The organism is Marivirga sp., from assembly GCF_024636815.1.
In the GTDB taxonomy this organism is placed as follows: Bacteria; Bacteroidota; Bacteroidia; order Cytophagales; family Cyclobacteriaceae; genus Marivirga.
The window spans coordinates 1-15568 of the sequence record NZ_JAGXGF010000058.1; the positions used below are offsets into that span (position 1 = coordinate 1).

At 35.1% G+C, this 15568-nt stretch carries 12 protein-coding genes; 5 read left to right on the forward strand and 7 right to left on the reverse strand.

The window, feature by feature from the left end:
* Positions 1-25 precede the first annotated feature (25 nt).
* Positions 26-850, forward strand: a complete 825-nt coding sequence (rpsB, locus tag Q0L29_RS04315) for a 30S ribosomal protein S2 (RefSeq protein WP_296619388.1) — start codon at positions 26-28, stop codon at positions 848-850.
* Between the two features lie 216 nt (positions 851-1066).
* Entirely contained in the window at positions 1067-1897 is an 831-nt protein-coding gene (tsf, locus tag Q0L29_RS04320; protein WP_296619390.1) for a translation elongation factor Ts, read from the forward strand.
* Positions 1898-2217: 320 nt separating this feature from the next.
* Here the strand turns inward: tsf and Q0L29_RS04325 are convergent, their stop codons facing one another.
* Genes Q0L29_RS04325 through Q0L29_RS04345 form a run of 5 tightly spaced genes read right to left on the reverse strand, consistent with a single transcriptional unit; the run spans position 2218 to position 6803 of the window.
* Positions 2218-2841: a TIGR04282 family arsenosugar biosynthesis glycosyltransferase gene (locus Q0L29_RS04325; protein ID WP_296619391.1), complete on the reverse strand. Its 624-nt coding sequence runs from the start codon at positions 2839-2841 to the stop codon at positions 2218-2220.
* Positions 2834-3319 carry a rhodanese-like domain-containing protein gene (locus Q0L29_RS04330; protein WP_296619393.1) on the reverse strand — a complete coding sequence of 162 codons (486 nt, stop codon included), beginning with the start codon at positions 3317-3319 and terminating at the stop codon, positions 2834-2836. The genes Q0L29_RS04325 and Q0L29_RS04330 overlap by 8 nt, the downstream gene beginning before the upstream one ends.
* 16 nt (positions 3320-3335) lie before the next feature.
* On the reverse strand, positions 3336-4634 hold the full coding sequence (locus Q0L29_RS04335) for a hypothetical protein (protein ID WP_296619395.1): 1299 nt from the start codon (positions 4632-4634) through the stop codon (positions 3336-3338).
* 1 nt (position 4635) lies between these two features.
* Positions 4636-6111, reverse strand: a complete 1476-nt coding sequence (locus Q0L29_RS04340; RefSeq protein WP_296619452.1) for a cellulose synthase family protein — start codon at positions 6109-6111, stop codon at positions 4636-4638.
* A 2-nt stretch (positions 6112-6113) separates the two neighbouring features.
* Positions 6114-6803, reverse strand: a complete 690-nt coding sequence (locus Q0L29_RS04345; protein WP_296619396.1) for a glycosyltransferase family 2 protein — start codon at positions 6801-6803, stop codon at positions 6114-6116.
* A 191-nt stretch (positions 6804-6994) separates the two neighbouring features.
* On the opposite strand from Q0L29_RS04345, the gene Q0L29_RS04350 reads away from it, so the two are divergent.
* Entirely contained in the window at positions 6995-7387 is a 393-nt protein-coding gene (locus Q0L29_RS04350) for an Hsp20/alpha crystallin family protein (protein ID WP_296619398.1), read from the forward strand.
* A gap of 92 nt (positions 7388-7479) precedes the next feature.
* Here Q0L29_RS04350 and dnaE read toward each other — a convergent pair whose 3' ends face one another.
* Entirely contained in the window at positions 7480-11781 is a 4302-nt protein-coding gene (gene dnaE, locus Q0L29_RS04355; RefSeq protein ID WP_296619399.1) for a DNA polymerase III subunit alpha, read from the reverse strand.
* A 483-nt stretch (positions 11782-12264) separates the two neighbouring features.
* On the reverse strand, positions 12265-13482 hold the full coding sequence (locus tag Q0L29_RS04360) for an FtsX-like permease family protein (protein ID WP_296619401.1): 1218 nt from the start codon (positions 13480-13482) through the stop codon (positions 12265-12267).
* 22 nt (positions 13483-13504) lie between these two features.
* Here Q0L29_RS04360 and Q0L29_RS04365 point away from each other — a divergent pair, with 22 nt between their 5' ends.
* Positions 13505-14689: a DUF1343 domain-containing protein gene (locus tag Q0L29_RS04365; protein WP_296619402.1), complete on the forward strand. Its 1185-nt coding sequence runs from the start codon at positions 13505-13507 to the stop codon at positions 14687-14689.
* A 202-nt stretch (positions 14690-14891) separates the two neighbouring features.
* The gene (locus Q0L29_RS04370) at positions 14892-15554 is read left to right on the forward strand and encodes a hypothetical protein (protein WP_296619404.1); all 663 of its coding nucleotides are present in this window, start codon (positions 14892-14894) and stop codon (positions 15552-15554) included.
* The last annotated feature ends 14 nt before the right edge of the window (positions 15555-15568 follow it).

Genomic DNA, 15568 nt, shown 5'->3' on the forward strand with positions numbered 1-15568 from the left:
CAACAACATATAAATTTAAAAACTTATGGCTAAGCTTGAGTACAACGACTTACTTGAAGCTGGTGTCCATTTCGGACACTTAACAAGAAAGTGGGATCCTAAAATGGCTCCTTACATTTTCATGGAGCGTAATGGCATCCACATTATTGACTTAAATAAAACTTTGGCCGCTTTAGATGAAGCATGTCATGCTATCAAGAACCATGTTCGTTCTGGTAAAAAAGTTTTATTTGTTGCTACAAAAAAACAAGCACAGGACATCGTGATGGAAGAGGCTAAAAGATTAAATATGCCTTATGTAGTAGATAGATGGCAAGGTGGTATGATGACTAACTTTGCAACTATCAGAAAGTCATTAAAAAAATTGGCTAACATCGATAAAATGCAAAAAGAAGAATCATATCTTAATCTTGCAAAAAGAGAGAGATTGATGATTCAAAGAGAGAAAGAAAAAATGGAAAGAGTTTTAGGCGGTATAGCTGACTTGAACAGACTTCCTTCTGCACTTTTTGTAATCGATATCAAAAGAGAGCACATCGCAATCAAAGAAGCTCAGAAATTAAACATCCCTGTTTTCGCAATGGTGGATACTAACTCTGATCCTACTCAAGTTGATTATCCAATTCCTGCTAATGATGATGCATGGAAATCAATTAGCTTGATCTTAAAATCTTTCGGTAAAGCTATTGAAGAAGGCTTGATGGAAAGAAAGGCAGAGAAAGATGATGCTAAAATGAAACAAGCTGAAGAAGAGAAAAAAGCAGTAGATGCTAAAGAGGATTCTAAAAAAGAAGAACCTAAGAAGGAAGATTCTAAGAAAGAAGAAACTTCTGAAAAATCTGCTGAATAAATCTTCTAATGAACAATATTGAATAAATACAAAAATTGAACATCAGACTAGCTCAGGTGTTCAATTTTTTATTTTACAGTGTCTGTTAAGTAATTATTCAAAATAACTATAGTAATCATTTAATAAGCAGGAAATATCAAAGTTTAGTCTAGTTTTATTTCATGATTCATAATACCCCATTCTAAATTATAATATTAAACTTAAAATCAAATAAGCATGGCTATTACAGCACAAGAAGTAAAAAAGCTTAGAGAAATAACAGGTGCCGGCATGATGGATTGCAAAAAGGCATTAACTGAAGCTGATGGTGATTTTGACAAAGCCATCGAATATTTAAGAAAAAAAGGACAGAAGTTATCTGAAAAAAGAGCAGATAGAGAAACTACTGAAGGTAATGTTTTCATCAAAACTAATGATGATGAAACTCAAGCTTTCTTAATTTCTTTAACATGTGAAACTGACTTCGTTTCTAAAAATGAAGACTTCCAGAAATTTGGTGAAGAAATTATCGGTAAAGTTGCTGCCGAAAAACCAGCTGACTTAGATGCCTTGAAAGCTATTCCTTACGAAGACATCACTATTGGTGAAAAAGTGATTGAAATGGTAGGTAAAATTGGAGAGAAAATCGAAATCAGCCACTATGAAACTTTAGAAGGCGAGAAAGTAGTTTCTTATGTACACGCTGGAGCTAAATTAGGTGTTTTGGTTGCTTTGAAAAACACTGGTGGTGTTGATGTTAAAGATGCTGGTAGAGATGTAGCGATGCAAATTGCTGCAATGAACCCTGTTGCTGTTGATAAAGACGGTGTTGATTCTTCTGTTATTGAAAAAGAAATCGAAATAGGAAAAGAAACTGCTCGTCAGGAAGGCAAGCCAGAAGAAATGTTAGAAAAAATTGCTCAAGGTAAATTGAACAAATTCTTCAAAGAGAGCACTTTATTACCTCAAGCTTTCGTAAAAGATAACAAAACTTCTATTGCTCAATACTTAGATTCAGTTAACAAAGGAATGACCGTTACTGAATTCAAGAGAGTAGCTATTGGATAAGATAGATTCTAGAGTCTAGACTTTAGATATTAGATAAAAGCCTTTGGATTATTATTCAAGGGCTTTTTTGTGTTTAAAACCCCTCAGTCCTTCGGACAGCTCCCCTAAAACAGGGGAGCAGCAGGATGTGCAAAACATCCATGGGTATATACGAAAGATATCGGTTTTCAAAAACAAGACGATCAGTATAAAAATTGAAATATAGAGCATTTATTTGCTCGAAGAAGCTCCCCTCCTTAAAAAAGGAGGGGTGTCCGAAGGACGGGGTGGTTGTTTTTAGGCAAAAAGTTTTCACTTATTTATAAAATACTCCATAAATATTAGGATAAAAATTCTTCAATAACCTCATCTGGAATAGACATTAAATCCTCCTCATTATCTATATCAGTCAACTCTTCCAATAAAACATATTTTAAATTAAGATTTTTGAAATCCTGAATACTATCTGAAGCTACAGTTTCTGTACTCCAATTTTTATTTTTGAAAAGCTCTGGATGTAATTGGTTCATACCTAGTAAATAATAACCTCCATCATTACATGGCCCTAAAACAGCATCTTTACTTTCCAATGACTTGAAGGCTTGATCGACAACTTTCTCATCTAAATCGTAACAATCACTGCCAATAATACAAACTGACTCATATCCACCCTGAAAGGCTTCTTCAAAGGCAGATTGCATTTTAATTCCCAAATCAGGATTTAGGTTTTGTAGATACTTGTAGAAAGGCCGCTGATTAGACCATAAATCATTTTCATCTATGAATGAAGAATAATAAACGGCTTTATCTGCATTGACATCCTCTGCTACTTCTTTGGTTCTTTTAAGCATATTCTTATAAAAATTCAATGCTTTTTGATTACCTATGGTGGCGGCCAATCGGGTTTTACATTTACCTAGCTCAGGATTTTTTACAAAAATAATCAGTAAGTGCTTTTTATTCATAGACCTTTATACCTTTTCCTTCTTCCAACCATTTACCCCAGCGTTTATTATAAACATGAACGCTGTCGGTAACTTCTCCCTTTTGGTTGATTACATCAAAATCTTCATTTTTCCATTGGAAAATACCTCCATACATATTGCTCACATTTTCAAATCCAGCATCTTTGAGCTTCTCCCCTATTTTCTCACTTCTATACCCAACTGAACAATAAACCACTACTTCTTTATCCTTTGGAATATCTTTCACTTGAGAAATATCAAAGTGGTCGTAACCAACAAATCGGGCATTAGGTAGATGACTAACACTATATTCTTTAGCAGAACGTGTATCTAGAATAACCACTTCTTTCTCGTTTAGCTTTTTTTTTACTTCTTGAGGCTGGACCAGAGACACTGTATTACTATAAAGCGATTGCAGCTTTTGATCATAGGTTTGCTGACCACAAGCAACTAAGGTTTGAATAAATGATATTAGCATGATATTAAGCCAGAATTTAAGCATAAAGTTTTTTCCAGTTTTTAGATTTTTGTATCAATTCAAATACGAAAAAAGCTAGCAATGAGATGTATTCAACTACAACTATCCATAAATGTTCTTGATATCCAGTTTGAGAATAACCCCAATAAGTGAAGAATATGGTAATAGTCCATAATACTGGAAATTTATAGTCGCTTAAAATTCCTAGCACTAGAATTGGTAAAACATACCAGGGATGAACTGTAGTAGCAAAAAGGAAATATATCACATAAGTCCATAACATTCTCTCAGGCAAGTTCATTTTTGAAGAGGCTAACAAATTAAAAATTGCCATACCAGAAAATGCAAAAATACCCATCAGCGGACCTGACGTGGCAATGATATTATAGCCTTTTACAGCAAAACCAATTTCCCGAATCAAATAATAGATACTAGCATTAAACTCAAAACTCTGGAAATAAAGTGATGTACTGGTTATAATTCCTTTAACTGCATCGGAAAATAGAAAGGGTAGAAAACTTAACATTGCCACTAAACTAGCCAGCATAACAAATTTCACATATTGCCTTAAAGCAAATTTCTTAAAAAAGCTTGCCAGCAAAATGATGGGGACAAGTTTAAAACTTATAGCTAATCCTATTCCTAAGGCACTTTTATAAACTTTCCTTTTTTCAAATTCATAAACAGCCCATAGCAAAAAGAATATTACAAAAGCTTCAAAATGTAGATTCCCTGCTAATTCCAAAATCACCAAAGGATTGAAAGCATAGAAAATCAAAAGTTTGGAATTCTTTTCATAGTGCATCAAAACTTTAGGGAGCAGAATTAGAGTTCCAAGTTCTGCCAAAATGATAAAAAGTCGAATAGCAATAATCCCAAAAGTAGTATTTTCAAAAATTCCAGCTATTGCAAAAATCAATTGATTAATTGGTGGATAAATACTATAATAATTAGGCGAATTGAGTTGAGCAAATAACTCAGAACTTAGAATATTTTCTTTAGCAATTTCGGAAGGTAACCACGCATAAGCGTCTATTCCTTCCCACCATAATTTACCATCCCAAAGGAAACGATATACATCTTCTGATAAATTGGGCATCAAAATCAATAAAATCAATCTGAAAAGTATCCCAACTAAAATAATCTCCTTTAAAGAGAATTTATTTTTTTGGTAAGTCAAAAATAAATAAAGAGCAAAGAGCAATATAAATTGTCCAATCAGAAATGAACTTTCATATCTTAAAGTAAAATAGCTGATGCTTATGAGCAATGCACCCATTATCATGACAGCTATATACTTTAAAGAATTTTTCAATCTATTTGAGTTGTGGTTTTACCGAATGATAAAAAACCATTAAAAATCCCAACATTAACATCAAATGGAAAATGATTAAACCATAATCACCTAAATTAAATCCTAAAAATATCGCAAAGGCAAAATACAGCGCCAAGATCATTTCCAAAACACTTAACCAGCTGAACTGCAATTTGATGTATTGATTATCTTTCCAGCTTTTATTTTTATCAGAAATATTAAATTTTGGTGTTCTTATAAAAGCAGATTTAAATCCCAATAAGCCCTCCGCCACAGCCAGGGCATTATGCAATGACAAACCCATGGATACCGTGATAAAAAGCGGAAAGGTTTTAAAGAAATATTTACCATGACCCTTTCCTTTCATCAAGTGTTTATTAGCTACCCAATAGAAAATAGCAATAGAGAAAAAACCAAGCAGAAAAACGCTTCCTATTTGGAATAAAAGAGCTAACTCAGGATGAATACTTTTAATCCAAAGCATAGGAACACTCAGCACTGCAGTTATCAAAATAGCAATAAAAATAGAACTATTAAATAAATGGAAAAATGCGTGTAGCTTATTGGAGAATCCAATCGGTGCTTTCAATACCTTCAAGAAATTCTTTCGTGCGGTTTCTGCTCCTCCTTTGTTCCATCTAAATTGTTGAGATTTAATGGCAGGCATAATTATCGGTAATTCAGCAGGAGATTCAACATCTTCTCGGTATAGAAATTCCCAACCCTTCAATTGCGAACGATAGCTCAAGTCCAAATCCTCTGTTAAAGTATCAGCCGACCATCCTCCGGCATCTTTAATAGTTTCTTTACGCCAAACACCACCCGTTCCATTAAAATTGATAAATGAACCTGCAGTATTTCTACCTACTTGCTCTACCGTGAAATGCGCATCCAGTCCAAAAGCCTGTAAGCGAGTGAGAATTGAATATTCCTTATTAACATGCCCCCAGCGAGTTTGCACAACCCCAATTTTCTCATTTTGAAAATGAGGAACTGTAGCTTTCAAAAAATATGGTTGTGGTAAGAAATCAGCATCAAAAATCGCGATGAACTCAGCATCTGTCCTTTCCATTCCATATTTCAAAGCTCCCGCCTTAAAATCAACTCTTTCAGGTCTTCTGATGAGTTGAATATTTTTACCTTTCGATTGCCAATATTGTGTTTTGGCTTCCAGAATTTCGGTTGTTTCGTCTGTTGAATCATCCAACAACTGGATTCCCAATAATTCATTGGGATAATCTAATTCACAAACTGCATCTACCAATCTGTTGACTACATATTTTTCATTAAAAATGGGTAACTGAACACAAACCTTGGGGTAATCTCCGTTCATTGTAGGTGTTTTCAGAGCTCCTTTTTTCTGTTTTTTCTTAGCTTTTATATAATAATAGGTTAGGTGCAACTGTCCTAAACTGAAAAAGAATATGAACAGTAAGCTGAGTCCGTAAAGCACAATAATTAACCATTCCCAAGTCATGTTCATAAATATTTAAAAATGGTGTATAAAATTTTATATCCTGCCATAACAGTTCCGTAAACTGTGCCTGAAACCTTAGACTTTCCAATTCGATTCCTGTAGGCCATTGGCACTTCTGTGCATTTCATTTTCATTTTAGCTGCCTTCACTTGCATTTCTACAGTCCAACCAAAAGTTTTATCCTTCATATTGATTTCCATTAGCTTATCCCAGCGAATAGCTCTAAACGGACCAAGATCCGTAAAACGATAACCATAAAAAAGCCAAATCAACCTGGTAGCTAACCTATTTCCAAAAACCTGAGGGAAAGTCATACTCCCTCCTTCTCTTTCACCTAAAGCCCTTGACCCTATTACCATGTCCATCCTATCTTCTAATATTGGTTTGACCAAATCAGGCAATTGCTCAGGATAATCTGAATAATCTGCATCCAAAAAAACGATGATATCAGGCTTTTTTGTTTTAGATTTCACATATTCCATCCCTTTTAAACAGGCATTTCCATAGCCTTTAATGGGTTGATCCAAAACCAATGCCCCCTCCTGCTCTGCTGCCTGTCGAGTTTGATCCGTAGAATTATTATTTACAACTACTATTTCCTCTACCCATTCCTTTGGAATAGCTTTTACTACCTTACCAACGGCATTTTCTTCATTAAAGGCAGGAATAATGACTACTATTTTTGAATCCATTTTATTTATTAGACTGCAAAAGTACGAATTCGATACTTTTAATATGTCTCAGCATAGACAAAATTCTTTAATTAACCTGAATAAATGTCAGTCAAAATCAGTGCAGCACGTCATTATGGCTTAAATCCATAAACAATAATCATTGGATCAAGTTTTGATGTTTGTACACTGAATACTAAAATTCAAGGATTATGAATTTACTTAAAAATAAAGACCTATTAAGAAACTTATTATATCAAGGTGACCAGCTAAACACCTTGGGCGGAGGCGTTACACAAATAGATTTTAGCATTGAAAATCTGGATGATGGATTCTCGATTATGGTAAATGCACCAAGCATTGAGGCAGAACAATTAAAAGTTATATCAGATCAAAATTCATTACAAATATTTGCTACAATAATTCACCCTGCGGTAAATTCTGGGGTAGTTATCCCATTATTTTACAGAAAAGTGGAATTACCAATTTTTGCCAATACAGATGATGTAGATGCAGTTCACCATGATAACAGATTGGAAATATTCGTTCCAATTGGCAAAAATAGCAGAAACAATAAAAAAGAAGTTAATATCAAACAAATATAAACCTGTGTGTAGGCTGCTGGTCTGCATTGAATTTCAACTCACAAATCATCATCTTAACATTAATGTTATGAGATGAGGATTTTTTATTTAGATCAAGTCAATATCCTATAATTCAAATCTGGAATTCTGTTAAGCCCTTCTATAAGCTCATTACTTGGATTTACTTTATATTTTCTGGATTTGGTCTCTACCTTATAACCGTTTATTTTATCCTGCAATTCCAATTTCACTTCACATTCCCCTTTAAATGTCTGGCATAAATTATCAAGCTCCACTATTAAATCTTCTGTTATGGCATTCAAATCCAAGCTAATAGCGAGACTCTTCGTTCTTTTATCTCTTAATTCGGATAGTAATTCAACCTTACTGATTTTAAACTCCAATGCCTGATCTCCCCATGGTTTTTTGCCAACTCTTCCTGAAATAAAAATGAACCACCCATTTTCGAAAAATTGCTTATTTCCCAAATAATCATCTCCGAAAAGGAAAAAGGTAAATGACCCTCCGTAATCTTCCAGAGTTAAAGTACCAAATGGTTTTCCTGTTTTGGTTTGTCTATGGGCTATGGCCGTGACTATTCCTCCAACCTTTACTTCATTTTTAGATGCAAGACTCTCTATATCATTCAACTCTGAAACCTGTGTATTGCAGAAACTTTCCATTTCAAATCTATATGCATCTAATGGATGGCCCGAAATGAAAAGCCCTACTACTTCTTTTTCAATATTCAGTTTTTCCAACTCGGAATAAGGCTCCATTTCCACTACTCTTGGTGGTGGAATTGCTACTCCTCCGTCTCCACCAAATAAGGAAGTTTGGGCGCTGTCTTTTTCATGCTGTAGTTTTTGAGCATATTTAATGATTTTCTCAATTAAAGTGCCTTCCCCATTATCGGAAACCAAGAATTGCTTTCTATGATATTCTTTAAAACAATCGAAGCCACCTGCCATAGCTAGTGACTCGAATGTCTTTTTATTGACGCTCTTTAGAGGTATTCGCTCTGCAAAATCGAATATATCCTTGTATTGTCCATTAGCCTTACGCTCCTGAATAATACTTTCCACTGCAGCAGAACCAGCTCCCTTTATGGCAGCCAGTCCAAATCGGATTTGACCATTTTCATTTACTGTAAATCCAGGATTAGATTCATTCACATCCGGTCCTAATACTTCTATGCCCGCACGTTTACATTCTTCCATGAAAAAAGTAACATCCGTAATTTGGCCCATATTATTACTCAGCACAGAAGCCATGTACTCAGCAGGATAATGTGCTTTTAAATAGGCGGTTTGGTATGCTATCCAAGCATAACAAGTCGAGTGTGATTTATTAAATGCATAAGCTGCAAAGGCTTCCCAATCCTTCCATATCTTCTCAAGCACATCTTTGGGATGTCCTTTTTCAGCTCCCTGATTAATAAATTTCGGTTTCAGCTCTTCCAGCAGGGCAAAGATTTTTTTACCCATCGCTTTACGCAAAACATCTGCCTCACCTTTGGTAAAGCCTGCTAATTTCTGTGAAAGCAACATCACCTGCTCTTGGTAAACGGTTATACCATAAGTTTCCTTTAGGTATTCCTCCATTTCAGGAAGGTCATAACTGATTTCCTCCAGACCATTTTTACGCTTTACGAAATTCGGAATATATTCTAGCGGACCTGGTCGGTAAAGGGCATTCATCGCAATCAGATCCGAAAATTCCGTAGGCTTTAAATCCCGCAAATATTTTTGCATACCGGCAGATTCATACTGGAAAATCCCTACTGTTTCTCCTTTCTGAAAAAGCTCATAAGTTTTGGGGTCATCTATCGGGAAATCATCCGGATCTAATTTAATACCATGTCTTTCCTCCACAATTCTGACTGCATCCTTAATCAGTGTTAAGGTTTTTAACCCCAGAAAATCCATTTTTAAAAGACCTGCATTTTCCACCACTGCATTATCAAATTGCGTGCAGTACATATCCGAATCCTTAGCTAAGGCAACGGGAACGAATTTGGTAATATCATCAGGAGTAATGATCACTCCACAGGCATGAATACCGGTATTTCTCACCGAGCCTTCCAATACTCTGGCTTGGTTGATTACTTTTGCAGAAGCATCATCTGCTTTTGCCAAGTTCAATAATTCTTCTGCTTTACTGATGGCCTCCCCATTATTTTTCAACTTAGCCGATAATTTCTTTTTATCAGTAGCCAATTCGAATAAGGCTTTCAGCTTGATATCCGGTACCAATTTGGCAATCCTATCTGCATCCATCAGAGGTAGTTCCATCACACGAGCAGTATCCCGAATGGCTGATTTAGCAGCCATAGTACCATACGTTGTGATTTGAGCTACCTGATTGGCACCATATTTTTTGATTACATAATCTATTACTTTTTGGCGACCGTGATCATCAAAATCAATATCAATATCGGGCAATGAAACCCTGTCTGGATTCAGAAAACGCTCAAATAGTAAATCGTATTTAATGGGATCAATATTGGTGATTGCTGTACAATAGGCCACTGCTGAACCGGCTGCTGACCCCCTGCCTGGACCAACCGACACGCCCATTTCCCTAGCAGCAGTTGTGAAATCCTGAACGATCAGGAAATAACCAGGATAGCCTGTTCTTTCAATGGTTTCAAGCTCAAAATCAATTCGTTCTTTAATTTCATCGGTGATTTCCGGATAGCGCTTTTTCGCTCCTTCATAAGTGATATGGCGTAAATAGGCATTTTCTCCTCTGTTTCCACCATCTTCGGTATCCTTAGGATCAATAAATTCTTGCGGAATATCATATTTTGGCAATAGCACATCCCTTGCTAATTCAAAACCTTCAATTTTATCTGCTATCTCAGCCGTACAAGCAATGGCTTCTGGATAATCGGCAAATAGCTTCTTCATCTCATCCGGAGACTTGATATAGAATTCATCATTAGGCAATCCAAAGCGGTATTCACGCCCTCTTTTCCCTACATACTTCTTAGGCTTTCCTTGCTCACCAGTTGTCTCACCATCTTTTACGCAAAGTAGAATATCTTGCGCTTCTGCATCTTCTTTATTCGTATAATAGGTATTATTAGCTGCGAAATATTTTACATCATACTTTTTGGCAAATTTTAATAATACTTCATTTACCTTTTGTTCTTCAGGAACACCGTGCTGATTTAATTCTATATAAAAATCCTCACCAAATTGTTCTTTCCACCAAACGAAAGCTTCCTCCGCTTGACTTTCTCCTGCATTTAAAATCAAAAATGGGACTTCCCCCCATAATCCACCAGTGGTGGCAATAATATTTTCTTTGTATTGTATTAATGCTTCTTTATCTATTCGAGGAACATAATAAAAACCTTCTACAAAGGCGATGGAAGATAGTTTTGCTAAATTATGATATCCAGCTTTATTTTTTGCCAAAAGGACAGTTTGGAAACCATCATCTTTATTTTTCTTATTAGTTCTGTCCTGCGTAAGGAAATACTCGCAACCTACTATTGGTTTGATTCCGGCTTTATTCGCATCACGCACAAAATTATAGGCCCCCATCATATTGCCATGGTCTGTCATAGCAATAGCTGGCATTCCCAACTCTTTTGCCTTATTGACCATGGAAGGAATTTCTGTAGTAGATAGCAAAATAGAAAATTGCGTATGACAATGAAGATGGACAAAATTAGTATCGCTTAATTCTGATATATCAGCATTTTTAGCTTGCTTTAGCGCATCAGACGCTGCCTTTTCTTCATTTTTTGAGCTTGCAGCAAAGTTTGCTACATCCAGTTTGGGTGGCTCATAACTGATTGCTTCGATTGGAGTTTCTCCCAATGGCTTTACTGCTCGTTCGCTAATCAAACCAAAGAAACATTTGGCAGTAGCATCCACATCATAAGCGGCATCATGTGCATCGGCAAAATCCTTTCCGAATAGTTTTTTATGAAGCTCTGTTAGGGTTGGCCACTTAAACTTCCCTCCTCTTCCTCCTGGAATTTTACAGAAGTCTGTTCCCGCTTCTTTAGTATCGATTATGGGCTTTTCTGTAAGAACCTTTTCAGAAAGCTCTTTTCTCAGCATTTCAGCACCCATAATAGAAACATCAAAGCTAATATTATGTCCGACCACCACATCCGTTTTCTCCAGAACAGTTTTGAAAGCTTCTAAAACTTCAATCAGTGGTTTACCTTCTTTTTGAGCTCTTTCAGTAGAAATTCCATGCACTTTTTCCGCATTATATGGAATATCAAATCCTTCTGGTTTGATGATGTGGTTCTGTGCATCTAAAAGCTCACCATTTGCTCCGTGTAACTGCCAGGCAATCTGAACACAACGTGGCCAATTTTCTGCATCGCTTAATGGAGCATTGTAATTTTTTGGTAATCCGGTGGTCTCGGTATCGTAAACTAAATACATAAAATATTTGCTGAGAAGGTGGTATAATTCAGAGTTTGAAATTAGTGAAAGACGCTAAGAATAGGAAGATAAAAAATGAAAATTTCTTAAGTGATGGGGTATAGATGTGACTATGTGAATAGGTTTTATGTTAGCAGGTTGAAGAAGATGGAAGCTATGAGATGGAAGTAGGGTGTTTGGGTGTAGGATGTTGTTGGATGTTGGATGTTGGATTGCCAGCAGTTTCGGTCTGACGGATATCAAAATCATAAACTATGCCCAAATCAAAATAATGTAGTGATAGGTTTCATCTTGAGAATTCCCCATATTTCCGTCTGACCGATATTCCAGGACAGTGCCATCAGCGATTAGACGGTTTTAACCGTCAAACCGCAGAACAAAGTCCCAGAGGGATGATATTATGGTAAGTATGATGATAGCAGACTACCCAAGCCCTGTTAGGGTGGCATTATTGCACTAGGCTGGGAAGAAAATCACCACCCATCAATCAAAACGGATAGCCTTAATGGGTTTCATACGAGCTATAAACCAAACAGGGAGGAAAAGAGAAATCAGTACGACAATTAATACTAATAAATTCAAGCCTATGATCATCTTAAAATCCCAGAGGATAGGAACAGAACTCATATAATAATTTTGTTGATCTAGAGGAATGATATGAAAGTAATATTGTAATGCAGCAACTCCTATTGCTACTAAATTTCCGTAAAGCAAGCCTTTAAAAGTCAATCGCAAACCACTCATTAAAAATATATTTCGTATCAATTTATTTTGACCACCCATTGATTTCAACATACCTATCATAGGTGTTCTTTCCATGGTAAGGATGAAAATGACGGCTACCATATTAAAGCAGGCCACAAACAAAATCAAAGCTAAGAACAATCTTACATTCTGATTAAGTAACTCCAGCCATTCAAAATATTGAGGGTATTTTTTACTTGTGAGGTTTACAAATTGATCGGATTCCACCTTATCAAAAACAATAGATTCTGCTTCTTCTTCATCAATATTATCCTTTATAAAAACCTCATAACTCCCCACTTGATCTTCTTTCCAATCATTCAATCTTTGAATCATTCTGATATCTCCAATAATCATTCGCTCATCAAAATCTTCTAAACCAGTTTCATAAACCCCAACAATTTCCAGCTGTCGGTATCTTGGAGGATTTTGAACAAAATACATAATGACTTTTTGATCTAATTCCAGTCTTAATAATTGTGCTATCTCTTTACTGATGATAATTTCCGTACTATAATTTTCAGCATGGACATTGGGAAATCTTCCTTCAATTAAGTTGGAGGCAAAATTCGCAGTATCATAATCAGTACCTATTCCTTTAATCACCACCCCTTCTACCGCTTCTTCGGTTTTCAATAATCCAGTTTTATAAGCAACTCCCTGCACGTGACGAATGAAAGGTAAATCTTGATGATTATGAAAAAAATTGGTCTCAGTTGAGATTGGTGACTCATCAAAAGAATTACTAAGTGTATATTTCGTTACTTGCATGTGACCTGCAAAACTGTAAACTTTATCTTTTATGGTCTTTTGAAATCCTCCTAAAATCAGGAGTGCGATCAACATTATAGCCAACCCAATAGCAATACTGCTGATGGCAATTTTATAAATACTGCCGGAAAATTGTCCGGTTTTAGAATTAATCGTACGTTTCGCTATAAAATCAGGTAGATTCAAGAATTAACTTTATTTTTGATTTATGATTAGAACTGCAAATTACAATTTCATTAGCAAACTCATTCCGCTTTGCGCTCTATTTTTTATGATTTTGATAAATGCTTGCGTAGCACAACAAAATTCACCAATTCCTGCAGCATATCAAACTGAAGAATATCTTCCTTATTTAAAAGGAAAATCGGTAGGAATGGTGGTGAATCAAACTTCTACCATTGACCAAACACATTTGGTTGATACTTTAAGATCGCATGATATTAATATAATAAAAGTTTTTGCTCCTGAGCATGGTTTTCGTGGAGAGGCTGATGCTGGAGCTAAAATAAAGTCAGGATTTGATGAAAAAACAGGATTGCCTATTATTTCTCTATACGGTAAAAATAAAAAGCCTAGTAATGAGCAATTGAAAGATCTGGATGTGGTGATCTTTGACATACAGGATGTGGGAGTAAGATTTTATACTTATATCAGCACCATGCATTATGTAATGGAAGCCTGTGCGGAAAATAATATTCCATTATTAATATTAGATCGACCCAATCCAAACGGAATGTATATAGACGGCCCTATTTTGGAAATGGAACATCTGTCTTTTGTAGGGATACACCCCATACCAATTTTGCATGGTTTAACTGTAGCTGAGCTAGCTCAAATGATAAATGGTGAAAAGTGGTTGAAAAATGAAGTTCAGTGTGAATTAAAAATTATAGAAAATAAAAATTATAGTCACAGTGATTCATATTCCTTACCCATTAAACCTTCACCGAACTTGCCAAATGATTTAAGTATTGCGCTTTATCCTTCTCTTTGCCTTTTCGAAGGAACTGCCATCAGTGTGGGCAGAGGAACTGAAAAACCTTTTCAGCAAATTGGCCATCCATTATTACAAGATTTTAAACATACTTTCACCCCCATTAGCATGCCTGGAAGTAGTACCCACCCTCCTTTTGAGGATCAAAAGTGTTATGGAATTGATTTTGAGACAAAAGATTTCGAAGAAGGAATTTCATTAAAGTATTTGATTGATTTCTATAAAGCATTTCCAGATAAAAATGAATACTTCAATAGTTTCTTAACAAAATTAGCCGGAACAGAATCATTACGCCAGCAGATTGAAGCAGGTTTTTCAGAAGAGGAAATTAAAATGAGTTGGCAAGCTGGTCTAGAGGAATATAAAGAGATGAGAAATGGTTATTTGTTATATAAGTAGTCAGCATTGCCTAGTGAGAAAGGACGGGTACTAGAGGAAAGGAAACTAGGCTAATATTACAGGCTAAACTAGAAATTATAAAATGATATAAATAAAAATAAGGTAATAACCCATATTCTCAACTACTCAAGATAATCACAAAACCCTGTAGAATACACCTTTAGTTTATAGTAATTATTATTTTTGGAAAAAAATATTTTTTATGCATATCAAATTTATTGCAATTGCCATTCTTTCATTTTTCCTGTTTCAATATTCTGCTCAATCACAGCTTATTAATAAATTATTAAAAAAAAATAAACCAGATAAATGGGTATATGGGGAAGTCATTTTTAAAAATGGGGAGAAATTTACTGGTGAAATATCCTTTAATAAATTAGCACCAAAGGGAATTTTAAAAATAAACAAAGATGATAATTTAATAGTAGCTAATGTTTATAATGTATTGGAGTTTTCTTATATGGATAGTAGTAATATGAAAAGGCATCACTATTATTCTATAAAACTGGAACGTAATAAAGTATTTGCTGAATTGCTTTATAATGGCTCAGAATTACTTTTATTTGGTAGAAATGAAATTAACATAGTAAAAGAGGTGAACACTGGGATTGCAACTGGAGTCGATGGAAGGTACACTCCATATAAAACTAGTGGATTCAATAGATATGAAAGATATAAATATTATTTAATTGATTTAAATTCTCTTACTGTACAAGAGGTAGATAAAAAAAATATCCTTGACCATTTTAGCGACAAAGAAAAAGAATTAAAAAATTTCATATCAAATGAGAACCTAAAATTAAAATCTCCAGAAAGTTATATATTGTTAGTAGAAAAATATGAGCAATTAAAACTTCATAAATGATTTCTAGGGTCTCT